General features: G+C 62.2%; 16 protein-coding genes and 1 pseudogene. 6 read left to right on the top strand and 11 right to left on the bottom strand.

The window, feature by feature from the left end:
* Window positions 1-99 precede the first annotated feature (99 nt).
* The 6 genes and pseudogenes from AC0L7P_RS08575 to AC0L7P_RS08550 form a co-directional block, all read right to left on the bottom strand.
* A complete protein-coding gene (locus AC0L7P_RS08575; protein ID WP_473435320.1) occupies window positions 100-300 on the bottom strand; it encodes a DUF2065 family protein in 201 nt (66 codons plus the stop codon).
* Window positions 300-1,188, bottom strand: a pseudogene (gene hflC, locus AC0L7P_RS08570) (protease modulator HflC). The gene AC0L7P_RS08575 and the pseudogene hflC overlap by 1 nt, the downstream one beginning before the upstream one ends.
* Entirely contained in the window at window positions 1,188-2,351 is a 1,164-nt protein-coding gene (hflK, locus tag AC0L7P_RS08565) for an FtsH protease activity modulator HflK (protein WP_473435319.1), read from the bottom strand. The pseudogene hflC and the gene hflK overlap by 1 nt, the downstream one beginning before the upstream one ends.
* Before the next feature lie 88 nt (window positions 2,352-2,439).
* Window positions 2,440-3,798, bottom strand: coding sequence for a glutathione-disulfide reductase (gene gorA / locus AC0L7P_RS08560; protein WP_473435318.1), 1,359 nt, complete (start codon window positions 3,796-3,798; stop codon window positions 2,440-2,442).
* Between the two features lie 66 nt (window positions 3,799-3,864).
* The gene (gene rpiA, locus AC0L7P_RS08555; RefSeq protein ID WP_473435317.1) at window positions 3,865-4,653 is read right to left on the bottom strand and encodes a ribose-5-phosphate isomerase RpiA; all 789 of its coding nucleotides are present in this window, start codon (window positions 4,651-4,653) and stop codon (window positions 3,865-3,867) included.
* Window positions 4,653-4,838 carry a hypothetical protein gene (locus AC0L7P_RS08550; protein ID WP_473435316.1) on the bottom strand — a complete coding sequence of 62 codons (186 nt, stop codon included), beginning with the start codon at window positions 4,836-4,838 and terminating at the stop codon, window positions 4,653-4,655. Before AC0L7P_RS08550 ends, rpiA begins: the two co-directional genes overlap by 1 nt.
* Here AC0L7P_RS08550 and AC0L7P_RS08545 point away from each other — a divergent pair.
* Complete coding sequence (locus tag AC0L7P_RS08545) at window positions 4,837-6,210, top strand: L-serine ammonia-lyase (protein WP_473435315.1); 1,374 nt, start codon at window positions 4,837-4,839, stop codon at window positions 6,208-6,210. The two genes, AC0L7P_RS08550 and AC0L7P_RS08545, sit on opposite strands and share 2 nt — an antisense overlap.
* 6 nt (window positions 6,211-6,216) lie before the next feature.
* Here the strand turns inward: AC0L7P_RS08545 and AC0L7P_RS08540 are convergent, their stop codons facing one another.
* The 3 genes from AC0L7P_RS08540 to AC0L7P_RS08530 form a co-directional block, all read right to left on the bottom strand.
* Window positions 6,217-6,351, bottom strand: a complete 135-nt coding sequence (locus AC0L7P_RS08540) for a hypothetical protein (RefSeq protein WP_473435314.1) — start codon at window positions 6,349-6,351, stop codon at window positions 6,217-6,219.
* Window positions 6,348-7,559 carry a formate dehydrogenase subunit gamma gene (locus tag AC0L7P_RS08535; RefSeq protein WP_473435313.1) on the bottom strand — a complete coding sequence of 404 codons (1,212 nt, stop codon included), beginning with the start codon at window positions 7,557-7,559 and terminating at the stop codon, window positions 6,348-6,350. Before AC0L7P_RS08535 ends, AC0L7P_RS08540 begins: the two co-directional genes overlap by 4 nt.
* Window positions 7,560-7,675: 116 nt before the next feature.
* Window positions 7,676-8,140, bottom strand: coding sequence for an Lrp/AsnC ligand binding domain-containing protein (locus tag AC0L7P_RS08530; protein WP_473435312.1), 465 nt, complete (start codon window positions 8,138-8,140; stop codon window positions 7,676-7,678).
* Between the two features lie 107 nt (window positions 8,141-8,247).
* Here AC0L7P_RS08530 and putA point away from each other — a divergent pair, with 107 nt between their 5' ends.
* From putA to AC0L7P_RS08515, 3 genes are read left to right on the top strand one after another with little or no spacing between them, the layout of a single operon-like run.
* A complete protein-coding gene (putA, locus tag AC0L7P_RS08525; protein ID WP_473435311.1) occupies window positions 8,248-11,679 on the top strand; it encodes a bifunctional proline dehydrogenase/L-glutamate gamma-semialdehyde dehydrogenase PutA in 3,432 nt (1,143 codons plus the stop codon).
* A gap of 33 nt (window positions 11,680-11,712) precedes the next feature.
* Entirely contained in the window at window positions 11,713-12,444 is a 732-nt protein-coding gene (locus tag AC0L7P_RS08520; protein ID WP_473435310.1) for a rhomboid family intramembrane serine protease, read from the top strand.
* Complete coding sequence (locus AC0L7P_RS08515; RefSeq protein ID WP_473435309.1) at window positions 12,441-12,803, top strand: GFA family protein; 363 nt, start codon at window positions 12,441-12,443, stop codon at window positions 12,801-12,803. Before AC0L7P_RS08520 ends, AC0L7P_RS08515 begins: the two co-directional genes overlap by 4 nt.
* On the opposite strand, the gene AC0L7P_RS08510 is transcribed toward AC0L7P_RS08515, so the two are convergent.
* Together AC0L7P_RS08510 and AC0L7P_RS08505 are read right to left on the bottom strand one after the other, a co-directional pair.
* Window positions 12,800-13,585, bottom strand: coding sequence for an inositol monophosphatase family protein (locus AC0L7P_RS08510; RefSeq protein WP_473435308.1), 786 nt, complete (start codon window positions 13,583-13,585; stop codon window positions 12,800-12,802). The two genes, AC0L7P_RS08515 and AC0L7P_RS08510, sit on opposite strands and share 4 nt — an antisense overlap.
* A gap of 72 nt (window positions 13,586-13,657) precedes the next feature.
* Complete coding sequence (locus AC0L7P_RS08505; RefSeq protein WP_473435307.1) at window positions 13,658-14,569, bottom strand: LysR family transcriptional regulator; 912 nt, start codon at window positions 14,567-14,569, stop codon at window positions 13,658-13,660.
* 89 nt (window positions 14,570-14,658) lie between these two features.
* On the opposite strand from AC0L7P_RS08505, the gene metF reads away from it, so the two are divergent.
* On the top strand, window positions 14,659-15,525 hold the full coding sequence (metF, locus tag AC0L7P_RS08500) for a methylenetetrahydrofolate reductase [NAD(P)H] (RefSeq protein WP_473435306.1): 867 nt from the start codon (window positions 14,659-14,661) through the stop codon (window positions 15,523-15,525).
* Window positions 15,526-15,562: 37 nt separating this feature from the next.
* Window positions 15,563-16,051, top strand: a complete 489-nt coding sequence (locus AC0L7P_RS08495) for a PaaI family thioesterase (protein ID WP_473435305.1) — start codon at window positions 15,563-15,565, stop codon at window positions 16,049-16,051.
* Window positions 16,052-16,081: the final 30 nt, after the last annotated feature.

The following is a 16,081-nucleotide window of genomic DNA, read 5'->3' as shown; positions in this document are numbered from 1 at the left end:
CCACCTGTCACAGATAGTGTGGCATCGACGCAGCGCAACCGCCAGCCCACGGCGTGTCAACAGGCCGTGATTGCCGCGCGACGGAAAGTGATGTTAACGTCACAGCCCCGCCCCCATGGCCCGGGCGCCCCAGACCAGACACACACCAACCGCCAGCACGCCCAGCCCCACAAGGCGCCGGGTGTCCGGTGACATGTTGCGCAGCGCCTCAAGCGCGTCCTCCAAACGCGAAGGGGCCAGTGCGAACACCAGCCCCTCGAGACACAACACCAGCCCAAGAGCCAGAAGCGCGCTTGCCATCACTGGCCTGCCGCGCGCGGTTTATCCGATTTGAGATAGTCGAAGAATTCGCTGTCCGGCGACAGGACCATGGAGGAATTCTCAGACTTGAGCGACCGTTCATAAGCCGTGAGCGAGCGATAGAATTCAAAGAATTCCTCATCTGCGCCAAAGGCTTTGGCGAAAATGTTGCTGCGCTGCGCGTCCGCTTCGCCGCGCGTCACGTCGGCGTCACGGGTCGCCTCCGAGACCAGTTCGACCACGGTTCTGTCTGCGGCGGCACGCACCCGTTGCGCCGCTTCCTGACCACGGGCGATTTCGTCGGCCGCTTCGCGTTCACGCTCGGCGCGCATCCGGTCGAACGTGGCTTCCAGGTTTTGTTCCGGCAATGCGGTTTGCTTGAGACGCACGTCAAGCACCTCAAGCCCCAGAGGGGCCGCGCGGGTGCGGGCCTGGGTGGTGATGCGCGTCATCAGATTTGCACGATCTGCCGACAGGATCGTGTTGGACGTCACCCCATCCGAACCCAGAACAGCGCGAGATCTGCGGGTTCAGGATACCTTCGAGGCGGGCTTCGGCGGCGCGTTCGCCCCCAAGACCCACGGCGCGGCGGAACTGGCGTACATCGGAAATCCGATAGCGGGCAAAGGCATCGACAACCAAACGGCGGTCATCGCTGGGCGTGACTTCGATCGGGTCGGTATCAATCGACAGGATCCGGTCATCATAGCGCACGACATCCTGAATGAACGGAACTTTGAACGCCAGCCCCGGTTCTTCCTTTACGGCTTTGATCTGGCCGAATTGCAGCACCAGAACCTTTTCCCGTTCATCCACGATAAACACCGACGACATCAGAACGGCGCCGATCACCACGATGATCGGGATAATAAGTGCGGATTTCTTCATCACTTCGTCTCCCCGGTGCTGGAATTGCGGCGCAGCTCATTCAGCGGCAGATATGGCACGACGCCCTGCTCGCCCGGCTTGCCGGAACTGTCGAGGATGATCTTGTCGACCCCGCCCAGCACCTTTTCCATGGTTTCAAGATAAAGACGCTTGCGCGTCACCTCGGGGGCTTTGACGTATTCACCCAGCACAGCGCTGAAACGGCTGGCCTCACCCGTGGCTTCGTTCACCTCTTTGGCGCGGTAGGCTTCGGCCTCTTCCAACAGCTTGGCGGCTTCACCGCGCGCGCCGGCAAGGGCCTGGTTGGCATAGGCATCAGCCTGACGTTGCAGGGTGTCGCGCTTTTGCTCGGCGGCCTGCACTTCGCGGAAGGCGTCGATCACCTCATGGGGCGGATCGGCCTTGTCGAGGTTGAGCCGCACGACGTTCACACCGGAATCGTAACTGTCGAGCGTGCTCTGGATCAGTTGCTGCACGGTATCGGCGATCAGGGCGCGATCCCGGTTCAGGATCGGCGCCAGCTCGCTGCGCGCGATCACTTCGCGCATGGCCGATTCCGAAACGGCCCGGATCGTCTGGCGGGGGTCACGCAGATTGAACAGGTATTTCGCCGGATCGTTGATGTTCCACACCACTTCGAAATCAATATCGACGATGTTTTCATCCGTGGTCAGCATCAACCCTTCGTCGCTGCGCGTCGCAGCAGTTCCGCCCACCCCGATCTGTTCGGTTTGTTCGCGCGTCACCGGCAAGACTTCGGCGGTCACAAGGGGCCAGGGCGCAAAGTTCAGGCCCGGGTTGCCCGTGGCCGAATATTTGCCAAGAAACAATTCAACCGATTGTTCTTCGGGTTTCACGGTGTAAAAACTGGCAAACACCCAAAGACCAACCACGGCCAGCGCGGCAATGCCAACGGTGCCACGGGTCAGGCCCGGCCCGCCAGACGACCCGCCCCCGTTGCCAGAACCGTTGTTGCGGCCACCACCGCGCCCGCCCATCAGCACGCGCAAGTGTTCCTGACCCTTTTTCATGAGTTCATCAATTTCAGGTATTTGCGGGCCGTCGTTGCCCGGTTTCCGGTTGCCCGGTTTCCGGTCATCGTCGTCACCGCCACCTCCGCCTCGGGGGCCGTTGCCCCAGGGTCCGCCGTTATTGCTGGCCATCCAGGTCTTTTCCTTTTGTCGGTCAGTATCGCTTGTAACTGTGGTTTCCTGCGCCAAAATCAACCGCTGCGCAAAGTATTGCGCGCGCTCAATCCCTGCGCACCGGGGTTCGCATCGTCACCAGTTCCTCCGAGATCGTCGGATGAACCGCAACGGTGCGGTCGAAATCTTCTTTTGTCGCGCCCATCTTGATCGCCACCGCGGCAAGTTGAATCAGCTCGCCCGCGCCTTCGGCCACGATGTGACAGCCCAGAACCCGGCGATCATCTGCATCGACGATCAGCTTGAACAACACCTGATCCTCGCGCCCGACAAAGGCGGTTTTCATGGGTTTGAACGCAGTGGCATAGACCTCGATGGTGTGATCCTTGCGCGCCTCTTCCTCGCTCATCCCGACATAGCCGTATTCGGGTTGGGTGAACACCGCGCCGGGCACAAGCGCGTGATCGGCTTTCACCTTCTTGCCACCGAACAGGGTGTCGGCAAAGGCGTGCCCCTCGCGAATGGCCACGGGGGTGAGGTTGATCCGGTCGGTCACATCGCCCACGGCAAAGATCGACGGCACGCTGGACTGCGACCATTCGTCCACCACGATTTCACCCTTGCGGCCCAGTTTCACGCCGATGCCTTCCAGACCAAGGCCCGCTGTGTTGGGGTTTCGCCCGGTGGCATACATCACCGCATCATAGTGGCCACAGGTGCCATTCGTCGCGTCAACCTGTATCCCGTCATCCGTGCGCTTCATTTCGCGCACATCCCGATCCAGCCGCAGAGCCACGCCGCTTTGTGCAATCAGCTCGCTCAGGTGGGTGCGCACCTCCTGATCGAACCCGTTGAGAAGTTGCGGCCCACGATAAAATTGCGTCACCTCAACCCCAAGACCATTCAGGATGCAGGCGAATTCACAGGCAATATAACCGCCCCCCACGATCAATATGGATTTGGGCAGTTCGTCGGCAACGAAGATATCGTTGCTTGTCATCGCCAGATCGCTGCCCGGGAAATCGGGCACAAAGGGATGGCCACCCGTGGCCACCAGAATATGCTTGGCCGTCACCAGCTTGCCATCGGCAAGGCGCACCGTGTGGGCATCCTCCAACACGGCACGGCTGTCAAAAATCGTCACGCCGGCTGTCTCGGCATTTCGCCGATAGGCCGCTTCCAGCCGGTCAAGTTCGGCGTCAAGAACCCCGCGGAATTTGCGCCAATCAAAGCCGTCGCTGCGGATATCCCAACCATAGCCGCCCGCATCCTTGACCATCTGGGACACCCCGCTGGCAAAGACCATCAGCTTTTTCGGCACACAGCCCCGGATCACACAGGTGCCGCCCATGCGGTATTCTTCGGCCAGCGCCACCTTTGCGCCACCTTCCGACGCCGCAATCCGCGCCGCCCGCACCCCGCCCGAGCCGCCACCGATCACGAACAGATCGAAGTCAAAATTCATCAGCATCCACCCCTTCGTTCGCGTCGCGCCGGTATCCCACAATGACGGCCAGATGGCCAGTGCGCGTCACTCGCCCAGATCGCTGAACAGGTTTTCCGTGTCCACGAAATCAATCTTGTCCTGCTGGGTGACGCCGGTGTTCACGTCTTTCACCTCGACCCGGCCATCGCCATGGCCGATCACCACCACATCGCAGATATCGATGAACAATCCGTTTTCAACGATCCCCGGAATCTGGTTGATCACCAGTGCCAGTTGCCGTGCATTGCCGATCCGGTTGAGATGCAGATCAAGGATATAATTCCCCTCGTCGGTGATATAGGCCGAATCGCCGGTCATCCGCAGGGTGCCGGAATCGCCCAGCACATCCAGCGCGGCCAGGGTTTCCTCGACCAGCGCCTTGGTGGTCTGCCAGCCGAACGGCACCACCTCTACCGGCAGGGGAAAGGCACCAAGGGTCTGAACCTGTTTGGAAACATCGGCAATCACCACCATCCGGTCGCTTGCCGTTGCCACGATTTTTTCCTGCAACAGGGCGCCACCGCCGCCCTTGATCAGGTTCAGCTCTGCGTCGAATTCATCGGCGCCGTCGATGGTCACGTCCAGCCACTTTGCCTCATCCAGGCTGGTCACCCTGATGCCCACCTGCCGGGCCAGTTCGGCGGTGCGCGCGCTGGTGGGCACGCCAGTGATGCGCAGCCCGTCTTCCTTTACCATCTCGCCCAGACAGCGCACCAGCCAGGCGGCGGTGCTGCCCGTGCCAAGGCCCACGCGCATGCCGTCTTCGACAAATTCGCAGGCCCGTTTCGCGGCAACGAATTTTGCGGTGTCGATGGGGGAAAGGCGACCTGACATCAGAACGGCTCCGGTAAAACGGCATTTGGGGGGTTATAGTCCGCCTTGCCCCCGGGTGCGAGTGGATATTGGCCCACGGGGGGCCTGCGCTGCGCCGCCACCCGTTGAAACGTCGCATTCGCCCGTGCAATCGTGCCGGTGCCGTGGCACAGATCGCCCAGCCCCGTAACAACAGGTTCATCCATGTTTCTCTCTGTATTCGATATGTTCAAGGTCGGAATTGGCCCGTCGTCGTCGCACACCATGGGGCCGATGGTGGCCGCCGCGCGATTTCTTGCGCACCTGCGCACGATGCCCTTTACGGCCCATGGGTTGCGCGCCTCGTTGCACGGATCGCTGGCGTTCACCGGCGTGGGCCATGCCACTGATCGCGCGGTGATCCTTGGGTTGGCCGGGTTCCTGCCCGAAACCTATGACAATGAGGCGGCCGAGGCAGCCTTGACCACGATCAGGGCCGACAAACGGGTCACGCCACCGGATTTGCCGCCACTGGCCTTTGATCCGGGCAGTGACCTCCGGTTCGATTATGGCCCGCCCCTGCCCGGCCATTCCAACGGCATGGTCCTGATGGCCACCGACGCCCAGGGCGATATCATTGCACAGGAAACCTATTATTCCGTCGGTGGCGGCTTTGTTCTGACCGAGGCCGAGCTGCAAAGCGGCGCCGATACCGATGACGGGGCGCCGGTGCCCTTTGCGTTCAAATCCGCCGCCGAAATGCTGGAGATGTGCGCCAGCACCGGCAAAACAATCGCCGCCCTGAAACGCACCAACGAATTGACCCGCCGGGATGCCACCACCCTGGACAAGGGAATGGCGCGGATCTGGCAGGTGATGAACGATTGCATCGACCGGGGGCTGGCGAATGACGGCATCCTGCCCGGCGGGCTGAGCGTGCGTCGGCGGGCGCGCGCCATCCACCGCGCCCTGATCGAGGAACGGGGCATGAACCAACCCGCCCCCCATACCATCAACGACTGGATGAGCACCTATGCCATGGCGGTGAACGAGGAAAACGCCGCCGGGGGCCAGGTGGTGACCGCCCCCACCAACGGCGCGGCGGGGGTGATTCCGGCAACCATCCGGTATTGGCTCGATCATGTGCCGGGGGCCACACCGGCGCGCATCCCCGAATTCCTGCTGACCGCCGCCGCCATTGGCGGGCTGGTGAAACATAACGCCAGCATTTCAGGCGCTGAATGCGGTTGTCAGGCCGAAGTAGGCAGCGCCGCCGCCATGGCCGCCGCCGGGCTGGCCGCCGTGATGGGGGCAACCCCGCAACAGGTGGAAAACGCCGCCGAAATCGCGCTGGAGCATCATCTGGGCATGACCTGCGATCCGGTCCGCGGCCTTGTTCAGGTGCCGTGTATCGAACGCAACGGCCTTGGCGCGATCAAGGCGGTTTCGGCTGCCTCGCTGGCGTTGCGCGGCGATGGCACCCACCTTGTGCCGCTGGATGCCGCCATCGAAACCATGCGCCAGACCGGTGCCGACATGAGCGAGAAATACAAGGAAACCTCGCTTGGCGGGTTGGCGGTGAATGTGCCCAACTGCTGACGGCGCTCAGCCGCCCAGACGCACGCTTTCGCCAACCGTGGTACGGTCTTGCGCCGAGAACCCGGCGAAATGGGTCAGGGCATAATTTGCCCCGACCGCGATAAGCGCGATGGCGCAGGCGGCCAGCAACATCTGTTTCATGTTTTCACCTCGCCGCCCCTCGGCGCATCGCCTTCGGCCTCGCGGGCTTTCACCTCGTCCAACCAAAGGCTGTGGTGTTCACGCGCCCATTGCTCTTCGACCTCGCCTGTTCCCATGGCCTCATAGGCGCCCTCCATCCCCAGAGTGCCGATATAGATGTGGGCAAATATGATGGCGAGCAGAACAAGGCTGACGATGGCGTGCCACAGTTGCGCATATTGCATTTCTTCCTGCGGGGTAAGGTGTTCGGGCAGTGGCCCCTGCGAAAACCAACCGGGCACGCCCAGGGCGTTCAGCTTTTCAAACGTGGGCGCAAACAGGTGCAGTTCGAACGGAAACAACAGCGCCAGCCCGGTCAGGGAAATCGACCCGCCCAGCACAATCACCGACCAAAAGATCATCTTTTGCCCGGCATTGAATTTCTTGGCCGGGGGATGCCCGCCGCCGAAAATTCCACCGCCTTTCAACAGCCAGCGAATATCGGTGCGGTCAGGCAGGTTGTGGACAACCCAGAACACAAACACCATCACCAACGCCACCATGAACGCCCATGATACATTGTTGTGAATCCACTTGCCGCCAATGGCGAGGGTCGAAAACGCCTCGTGACCGAACGTGGGAATCAGGTATTTTCGCCCGAACAGCGAAATCAGACCGGTGATGCCCAGCAACAGGAACGACCCGGCCAAAAGCCAGTGCGCGAACCGTTCGATTGCCTTGAACCGGGTGATGGTGTGGCCGGTCTTTTCCCCCTCGATACGGATGCGCCCGCGCAGCAGAAAAAACAGCGCCAGCACGCCAAGGGTTCCGATCAGAAACCACGCGCCATAGCCCAACAGCGGCCCTTCCCGGAACCGTAGCCACCACATGCCACCATCCTGCACCAGAACCGTGGCGGCGGGGCCGTGGTTCTGGGTGCTTACATCAGCCTTGTCATAGCGCAGCGCGCGCCACATTTCGGCGTCCGAAACCCCGCCAAGGGTGCCAAGGGGCGCAGTTGCCGGGGCGGCAGATTCGGGGTCGCCTGTCGCGTCGCTGCGAAACTTGTCATCCACATGCTGCCGGGCCTGACGGGCCAGGATATCTTGCAATGTCTGGGCGCCGCCGGTTGCCGCGCGGCTGTCTGCGCCTGCGCCATCCTGCGCCGCCGCCGTTCCCGCAATGAGAACCACAGCCAGCACCCGCGCCAAGTTTCGTAGGATCATCATCTTGCCGCCCTCCTTGCCACACAGCCAGACGTTAGCCGAGCCTCGCCCCTCTGGAAAGGCCCTCAGCGATGGATAAAGACCTTTGCCCACCCGTTTCGCCAGTCAAGGGGGGGCGGTTACAGCGCCACATCCTTTACCGCCTGCATCGCCACATAGGTCGAGGTTTGCGCCACATGGGGCAGCGTTGAAATCCGCTCGCCCAGCACGGCGCGGTAACTTACCATGTCGGCGGTCCGCACCTTGAGCAGATAATCGAAAGACCCCGCGATCATATGGCATTGTTCCACCTCGGCGACCCCCTGCACGGCAGTGTTGAACGCCGTCAGCGCCGCCTCGCGGGTATCGGTCAGTTTCACCTCGACAAAGGCCACATGTTCGCGCCGCACCCGAACCGGGTCGATCATCGCGCGGTAACCGGTGATTACACCGTCATGTTCCAGCCGCTTCAGCCGCGTCTGTGTCGGTGATTTGCTCAGCCCGATCCGCTTGGCCAGATCGGTAACGCTGATCCGCCCTTCGACAGCCAGAATCGCAAGGATTGCGCGGTCGAACCGATCCGGTTCAGTTTCGGTCACTTGCATTGTATTTCCAATCAATTTCGGTCGTTTGTCCTGACTTTTGCACGAATTCAGGCCATCGTCATAAAAATTCCGGGATATGCTCGGACAAATCCCGGAAAGGCCTGCCCATGCGCGACACACCCCATGCCCCCGCCCTGCCCTTTGTGGCCGACAAATACGCCGATGCCGATGCCACGCTGACCGCGTTGATCGACACTGCGGCCCTGTCCGCAACCGACCGCACACAGATCAGCAACCGCGGGGCCGAACTGGTTACTGCGATCCGCAAATCGGCGCGACCGGGGCTGATGGAGGTCTTTCTGGCCGAATACGGGCTGTCCACCGAGGAAGGCATCGCGCTCATGTGCCTGGCCGAGGCCCTGTTGCGCGTGCCCGACGCCGATACCATTGATGAGCTGATCGAAGACAAGATCGCGCCGTCCCAATGGGGCACGCACCTGGGCCGCTCCTCGTCCAGTCTGGTGAACGCCTCGACCTGGGCCTTGATGCTGACGGGCAAGGTGTTGCGCGATGAAAAGCCGGGCATCGCCGGCACGTTGCGCGGCGCGGTCAAACGGCTGGGCGAACCGGTGATCCGCACCGCCGTGGCCCGCGCAATGAAGGAAATGGGCCGGCAATTCGTGCTGGGCGAAACAATGCCTGCCGCCATGACCCGCGCCGCCAACATGGAAAAGCGCGGCTATACCTACAGCTATGACATGCTGGGCGAAGCGGCGCGCACCGCCGCCGATGCCGCGCGTTATACCACCGCCTATGCCCGCGCGATCGATGCCATGGCCCCCGCCGCCACCCATGGCGACATTCGGGAAAACCCCGGCATCAGCGTGAAATTTTCCGCCCTGCATCCCCGTTATGAGGTGGCCCAGACCCACCGCGTGCTGGATGAACTGGTCCCCCGGGTCATCGCCCTTGCCCGCCAGGCCGCCCGCCTTAAAATCGGGTTCAACGTCGATGCCGAAGAGGCCGACCGCCTGAGCCTCTCGCTTCAGGTGATCGAGCGGGTGCTGGCCGATCCCGAACTGGCAGGCTGGGATGGATTTGGCGTGGTGGTGCAGGCCTATGGCCTGCGCTGTGCGCCCACCATTGATTGGCTGCATGACCTGGCCACGCGGCTGGATCGCAAGATCATGGTCCGGCTGGTCAAAGGCGCCTATTGGGACACCGAGATCAAGCACGCCCAGACTTTGGGCATGCCATCCTTTCCGGTGTTCACCGCCAAACCGGCCAGCGATGTCAGCTATATCGCCAATGCGCGCAAACTGTTGGGCATGACTGACCGGATCTATCCGCAGTTCGCCACCCACAACGCCCACACCGTGGCCGCGATCCTGCACATGGCCGATGACAAGACGACGTTCGAATTTCAACGCCTGCACGGGATGGGCGAGCGGCTCCATGATATTGTTCTGGAACAGGAAAAGACCCGCTGCCGGATTTATGCGCCGGTGGGCGCGCATCGTGATCTGTTGGCCTATCTGGTGCGCCGCCTGTTGGAAAACGGCGCCAATTCATCCTTTGTGAACCAGATCGTCGATGAAAACGTCCCCGCCACCGAAGTCGCCGCCGACCCCTTTGAACAGATCGCGCGCAAGGCGCCGGTGCGCGCTGGCACTGCCTTGTATTCAGACCGGGACAATTCCAAAGGCTGGGATCTGAGCAATGCCAAAACCCTCGCGCTGATCGACGCGGCCCGCGCGCCCCACCAAGAGGCACAGCCCGAAGCGGCCCCGATCATCGCCGGTGACGCCGCCCCGAAACCGGCGCATCCGATGCCCAGCCCGGTTGATGGCCAAACCGTGGGCAGCGTCGCTGATGCCTCGGACAGCGATGTGGAAACCGCGCTGGCCGCCGCCCGGCCTTGGGGGGCGGATGTGGCGGAACGCGCGCGGATTTTGAACCGCGCTGCCGATCTATATGAGCAAAACTTTGGCCCGCTCTTTGCCATTCTCGCCCGCGAGGCCGGGAAAACCCTGCCCGACAGCACCGGAGAACTGCGCGAGGCCGTTGATTTTCTGCGCTATTACGCCCAACAGGCGCAATCCCTCGCCCGCCCGGCGCGGGGCACGTTCACCTGCATTTCACCGTGGAATTTCCCGCTGGCCATCTTCACCGGCCAGATCGCGGGGGCCTTGGCCGCAGGCAACGCGGTGCTGGCCAAGCCGGCGCAACAGACCCCGCTGATCGCCCATGCCGCCATAAAGTTGCTGCACGCGGCGGGCGTTCCGCGCGACACCCTGCAATTTCTGCCCGGTGACGGCGATGTCGGGGCCGCGCTGACGGGCGATGCCCGGGTGCAGGGCGTCGCCTTTACCGGTTCCACCGCGACGGCGTTGAAAATCCGCGCCAACATGGCCCGGCATATGGACCCGGGCGCGCCCCTGATCGCTGAAACCGGCGGGCTGAACGCGATGATCATCGATTCCACCGCCCTGTTGGAACAGGCCGTGGGCGATGTGATCATGTCGGCGTTTCAATCGGCCGGTCAGCGATGTTCGGCCCTGCGCTGTCTTTATGTGCAGGAAGATATTGCCAAGGAATTCAAACAGATGCTCTTTGGTGCGATGGATGAGCTTGCCCTTGGTGACCCGTGGGAGATCGCCACCGACTGCGGCCCGCTGATTGACGCAGCCGCCCATGAAACCATCATCGCCCACATCCGCGCCGCCCGGGCCGAGGGGCGGATGCTCAAACAAGTGGGCGCGCCGAAAACCGGGCATTTCCTGCCCCCGACCGTGATCGAGGTGCCCGGAATCGCCGCCATGAAACGCGAAATCTTTGGCCCTGTTCTGCATCTGGCGACGTTCGGGGCCGATGAAATCGACGCTGTGATCGGCGCGATCAACGCCACCGGCTATGGCCTTACCTTTGGGTTGCACACCCGGATCGACACCCGGGTGCAGCATGTGACCGACCGCATCCATGCGGGCAATCTTTACGTCAACCGCAACCAGATTGGCGCCGTAGTGGGCAGCCAACCCTTTGGCGGAGAAGGGCTTTCCGGGACAGGGCCAAAGGCGGGCGGCCCGTCCTATCTGCCACGTTTCACCCAACCCGCGACGGCAATCAAAGGGCAGGAAGACAGCCGCAACGCCGCCGATCTGACTGCGCTGGCGCGCCGTCTTGCCCGGGGGCGGCGCCCAACCGGCGCGATCCGCGCGATCTGCCGGGGCCGACGGGCGAGATCGAACCGGCTTTCGGTGCATCCGCGCCCGCCGATCCTGTGCATGGGGCCGGGCGAAACGGCGCGCGCCGCGCAGATGCGCGATGTCGCGGCCAAGGGCGGCACCGCCCTGCCCTGCCCGCCACTGGACCCGGCATCACTGGATGCCCTGCCCGCCATGGGCGGCGTGGTCTGGTGGGGCGATGACGACACTGCGCGCGCCATCGCGCTGGCCCTGTCGCGCCGCCCCGGCGCCATCGTGCCGCTGATCACAGGGGCGATCACCGCCAACGATTGCACCCATGAACGCCACATCTGCATCGACACCACCGCGTCGGGGGGCAACGCGCAACTTCTGGCCGAGGCGGCAACCGCTTGACCAACGTGGGAAACACGGGCAACCCTTTGGCCGATGTTTCCCATTCGCGATCATAATCCGTCCCTGCGCACGCCGTTTGTGACCTACGCCCTGATTGCCGCAAATATCGCGGTGTTTCTGTGGGGGCTGGCGTTCCTGAGCGGTGCCAACGCGCAGGGGATGTTCTATCACAACTGGGCGTTGATCCCGGCCAAATCCGCGCCTGTGACCTATGTAACCTCGCAATTCCTGCATGGCGGGTTGCTTCATCTTGCGGGTAACATGCTGTTTTTGTGGATCTTCGGCGACAACCTCGAAGATGAGATGGGCCATCTGCCGTTTCTTGGCTTTTATCTGATCGGGGGCATTGCGGCCGGGTTGGCACAGACATTGGCCAACCCCGGATCACCGGTTCCCATGGTCGGCGCCTCGGGGGCGATTGCGGCGGTGATGGGCGGCTATCTGTTGCTGTTTCCACGGGCGCGGGTGGATGTTCTGATCATTTTCGTGATCTTTTTCCGCATCTTTCCAATTCCGGCCTGGATCGTTCTGGGCATCTGGTTTGCGCTTCAGATGTTTTCCGGCCTCAACACCCCAACCGATGGCGGCGGTGTGGCCTATTGGGCGCATGCGGGCGGGTTTATCGCCGGATTGGCGATGACCATGCCCCTGTGGCTGCGCCTTGGCGCGACAACATTCTGGGACCGCACGCGCGGCCACCCGCCCCACCCTGCGGCGCAATACAAACTGTCGCCCACCACCATTCCCCGGGTAGGCCGGAGATGAGGGCGACATGTCATTGCGGGGCGGTTGTTCTTGAGGTGACGCTCAGCGATGGGATGAATACGCTGCGCCGGTGCGATTGTTCGTTTTGTGCAAAACGTGGTGCCGCCGCTGTGACGGCACACCGCGATAATGTTGAAATTGTGCAAGGCGGCGAAAATCTGCAAACCTATCAATTCGGCACGAAAACCGCGCGTCACCATTTTTGCAAGACTTGCGGGATCTATACCCACCACAACCGGCGCAGCAATCCGCAAGAGGTGGGAATCAACGCCGCCTGTCTTGAGGGCGTCCACCTGCCCGATCACGATCCGATCACTTGGGTGGATGGCCGCAACCATCCGTCAGACAGAAAACCCTAGCCGCGCACCAGTTTCGCAAAACCATCAAACAGCGGTTCGTTGGCCGCGATCACTTCGCCATGCTCCAGCATCGAACGGCCTTCATGCACCGGTTCAAGCAGCGCGCCAGCTTCGCGGCAGATCAACAGACCGGCGGCAACATCCCAGGGTTTCATCCGCCGTTCCCAGTATCCATCAAACCGGCCCGCCGCCACATAGGTCAGGTTCAGCGCCGCCGATCCCCAGTGCCGCACCCCGGCCACGGCAGGCAGAACGCGGCCAAATTCACGCAGCAATTCAGGCAGCCCCGGCGCGCCGGAATGGGGCACGCCACAGGCAAAGATCCCCTCGATCAGCGACCGGCGCCCCGAAACCCGCACCCGGCTTTCGTTCATCCAGGCGCCACCACCCTTTTCAGCCACGAACATTTCGTCCTTGGCGGGGTCGAACACCACGGCCGAAACGATTTCACCCTTATGTTCCAACGCAATGGAAATGCACCAATGGGGCAGCCCGTGCAGGAAATTCGTGGTTCCGTCCAGCGGATCGACGATCCAGCGCCGGGTCGGATCCTTGCCCTCGACCGGGGCGCTTTCTTCGGCCAGCCAGCCGTAATTGGGGCGCGCCGCCATCAGATCTTCTCGGATGATCGCCTCGGCGGTCAGATCCGCCTTGGTCACGAAATCACCGGCGCCCTTGGCGGACACCTGCAAATTCTCGACCTCGCGGAAATCCTTGACCAGGGAACGCCCCGCCCGGCGCGCGGCCTTGATCATCACATTCAGATTTGCACTGCCCTGCATCGCATCCAACCCTTAAATTCCAAGCTCGCGCGATACACCGGGGCCGTGCAAAAGCCAACCCCAACTTGCCGCTTAACCATCGCCGCGTTGCAACTTCACCGGCTCACTGCGGCACAGACGCAGGAAATGCGCCATCCACGGCACGGTCGTATCCTCGGCCCGGGTCGCGGCATAGAGGCGCTTTGTCACGCCCTTGGCGGTGAGCGGGCGGGTCACATAGTCAGAGTTATAGCGCACCTCGCGCACCACCCAATCGGGCAACACCGACACCCCGCGCCCCGACGCGACCAACAGCAGGATCACGGCGGTCAATTCCACCTGCCGCAATGCACGCGGTTCAACCTTGGCCGGGATCAGCAATTCAGTGAACACATCCAGACGCGAACGCTCTACCGGATAGGTGATCAGGGTTTCTTCGCGAAAATCCCCGGCCTCGATGAAATCCCGTGCTGCCAATGGATGGTTGGCCGAAGCCACGAAAACCGGCGCATAATCGAACAGCGGGCTGAAATCGACCCCGGGCAGGTTTTCCGGGTCGGACGACACCACCAGATCAACCTGTTCCTTTTGCAACGCAGGCAGCGCGCCAAAGGCAAGGCCGGGGCGGATATCGACATCGACATCGGGCCAGGCGTGGCGGAACTTTTCAAGCACCGGAAACAGCCATTCAAAACAGGCATGACATTCGATGGCGATATGCAAACGCCCGGATTTACCACTGAGAAGACCGGCAAAATCATCCTCCATGGCGGCGATTTCAGGCAAAATCCGTTCCGCAAGGCGCAACAGTTTCATTCCCGCCGCCGAGAGTTTCAGGGGTTTGGAGCGGCGCACGAACAATTCAACGCCTGCCTGATCCTCCAACCCCTTCACCTGATGGGACAGCGCAGATTGGGTGATGTTCAACTGGTCAGCCGCCCGCGCAACGCCGCCTGCATCATGGATTGCCTTGATCGTGCGCAGATGGCGAAACTCGATATGCATGGCCGCCTCATGATGTTGATGAAAATTATGAATTGGCTTCACATACGGGATTCCGGCACAAGGGGGCAACACCAATCAGGATTTGCGCCATGCCCACCCCGACCGTTTCATTCGAATTCTTCCCGCCCCAGTCGCTGGAGGCGTCGTTCCGCCTGTGGGACACGGTTCAGACGCTTGCGCCGCTTGATCCGGGATTCGTGTCGGTCACGTACGGCGCCGGTGGCACCACCCGCGACCTGACCCACGAGGCGGTGGGCCTGCTGCACCGCAATTACAACCTGCCCGTGGCCGCCCATCTGACCTGTGTGGATGCCACCCGCGATGAAACCCTGGCCATTGCCCAGTCTTACAAGGATGCAGGCGTGAACCAGATCGTTGCCCTGCGCGGCGATCCGCCCAAGGGCAGCACCGGCTTTGCCCCCCACCCCGAGGGATTCGCCAATTCCATCGAATTGATCGAAGCATTGGCGCGGACCGGCGATTTCGACATCCGCGTCGGCGCCTATCCTGATCGCCACCCCGAAGCGGCCAGCGATACGGCGGATGTGGAGTTTCTCAAGCGCAAGATCGACGCTGGTGCCACATCGGCGATCACCCAGTTCTTTTTCGAGGCAGACACGTTCCTGCGGTTCCGCGATGCCTGTGTCAAAGCGGGGATCGACGCGCCGGTCATTCCCGGCATCCTGCCGATCGAGAACTGGAACGGTGTGAAACGGTTCGCCACGCGGTGTGGCACCTCGGTGCCAAAGTGGCTGGACGATGCGTTCACCACCGCCATCCGCGACGACCGCGAAGAGTTGCTGGCCACTGCGATCTGCACCGAATTGTGCAGCACGCTGATGGCCGAAGGGGTGGAGGATCTGCATTTTTACACCCTGAACAAGCCGCATCTGACCCGCGATGTGTGCCATGCTTTGGGGGTAAGCCAGAAAGTGGTTCTTGAGAACGTCGCCTGAACCAGCCAGATTGGCGCGACTGTAAAAGGACGCGCCAATGTATTTTCCCGACGATGCCAGCCAATTACCCGACCGCGAGACGATCCTGTCGATGTCGGGGATGGAGTTCATGGAGCGGCTGCGCGATGGTAAATTGCCCGCCCCGTCCATTGGCCGGGTTCTGAACTTTCACCTTGATGACATCGCGCCGGGGCGCGTGGTTTTTCGTGGCGCCCCCGCGTTCGATCACATGAACCCCTCGGGGGGCATTCACGGCGGGTGGTACGGCGCGATTCTGGACAGTTGTCTGGGCTGCGCGGTGATGACCACGGTGGCGCAGGGATCATTTTACACAACGCTGGAATACAAGATCAACATCACCCGGGCGATTGCGCCGGGCACCGAGGTGCTGGCCACGGGCATTGTCGATCACGCCGGACGATCAACGGGGGTGGCCCACGGCGAAATCCGCGACGCCAACGACGGGCGGCTTTATGCCACCGGATCGACCACCTGTCTGATCATGGCCGTTCCCGCAAAGGGCTGATCCAAAGGCGCGCCTGCGGCGCATTCCATT

Source organism: Oceaniglobus sp. K40-3, from assembly GCF_055808395.1.
Note: the sequence above shows the minus strand (reverse complement) of the source record. Positions and strands in the feature narration are given on the sequence as shown.

Excerpts from the sequence above, each read along its gene's own strand:
- AC0L7P_RS08575 (WP_473435320.1), bottom strand. The coding sequence starts at position 300 with ATGGCAAGCGCGCTTCTGGCTCTTGGGCTGGTGTTGTGTCTCGAGGGG.
- hflK (WP_473435319.1), bottom strand. The coding sequence starts at position 2,351 with ATGGCCAGCAATAACGGCGGACCCTGGGGCAACGGCCCCCGAGGCGGA.
- gorA (WP_473435318.1), bottom strand. The coding sequence starts at position 3,798 with ATGAATTTTGACTTCGATCTGTTCGTGATCGGTGGCGGCTCGGGCGGG.
- rpiA (WP_473435317.1), bottom strand. The coding sequence starts at position 4,653 with ATGTCAGGTCGCCTTTCCCCCATCGACACCGCAAAATTCGTTGCCGCG.
- AC0L7P_RS08545 (WP_473435315.1), top strand. The coding sequence starts at position 4,837 with ATGTTTCTCTCTGTATTCGATATGTTCAAGGTCGGAATTGGCCCGTCG.
- AC0L7P_RS08550 (WP_473435316.1), bottom strand. The coding sequence starts at position 4,838 with ATGGATGAACCTGTTGTTACGGGGCTGGGCGATCTGTGCCACGGCACC.
- AC0L7P_RS08540 (WP_473435314.1), bottom strand. The coding sequence starts at position 6,351 with ATGAAACAGATGTTGCTGGCCGCCTGCGCCATCGCGCTTATCGCGGTC.
- AC0L7P_RS08535 (WP_473435313.1), bottom strand. The coding sequence starts at position 7,559 with ATGATGATCCTACGAAACTTGGCGCGGGTGCTGGCTGTGGTTCTCATT.
- AC0L7P_RS08530 (WP_473435312.1), bottom strand. The coding sequence starts at position 8,140 with ATGCAAGTGACCGAAACTGAACCGGATCGGTTCGACCGCGCAATCCTT.
- putA (WP_473435311.1), top strand. The coding sequence starts at position 8,248 with ATGCGCGACACACCCCATGCCCCCGCCCTGCCCTTTGTGGCCGACAAA.
- AC0L7P_RS08520 (WP_473435310.1), top strand. The coding sequence starts at position 11,713 with ATGTTTCCCATTCGCGATCATAATCCGTCCCTGCGCACGCCGTTTGTG.
- AC0L7P_RS08515 (WP_473435309.1), top strand. The coding sequence starts at position 12,441 with ATGAGGGCGACATGTCATTGCGGGGCGGTTGTTCTTGAGGTGACGCTC.
- AC0L7P_RS08510 (WP_473435308.1), bottom strand. The coding sequence starts at position 13,585 with ATGCAGGGCAGTGCAAATCTGAATGTGATGATCAAGGCCGCGCGCCGG.
- AC0L7P_RS08505 (WP_473435307.1), bottom strand. The coding sequence starts at position 14,569 with ATGCATATCGAGTTTCGCCATCTGCGCACGATCAAGGCAATCCATGAT.
- metF (WP_473435306.1), top strand. The coding sequence starts at position 14,659 with ATGCCCACCCCGACCGTTTCATTCGAATTCTTCCCGCCCCAGTCGCTG.
- AC0L7P_RS08495 (WP_473435305.1), top strand. The coding sequence starts at position 15,563 with ATGTATTTTCCCGACGATGCCAGCCAATTACCCGACCGCGAGACGATC.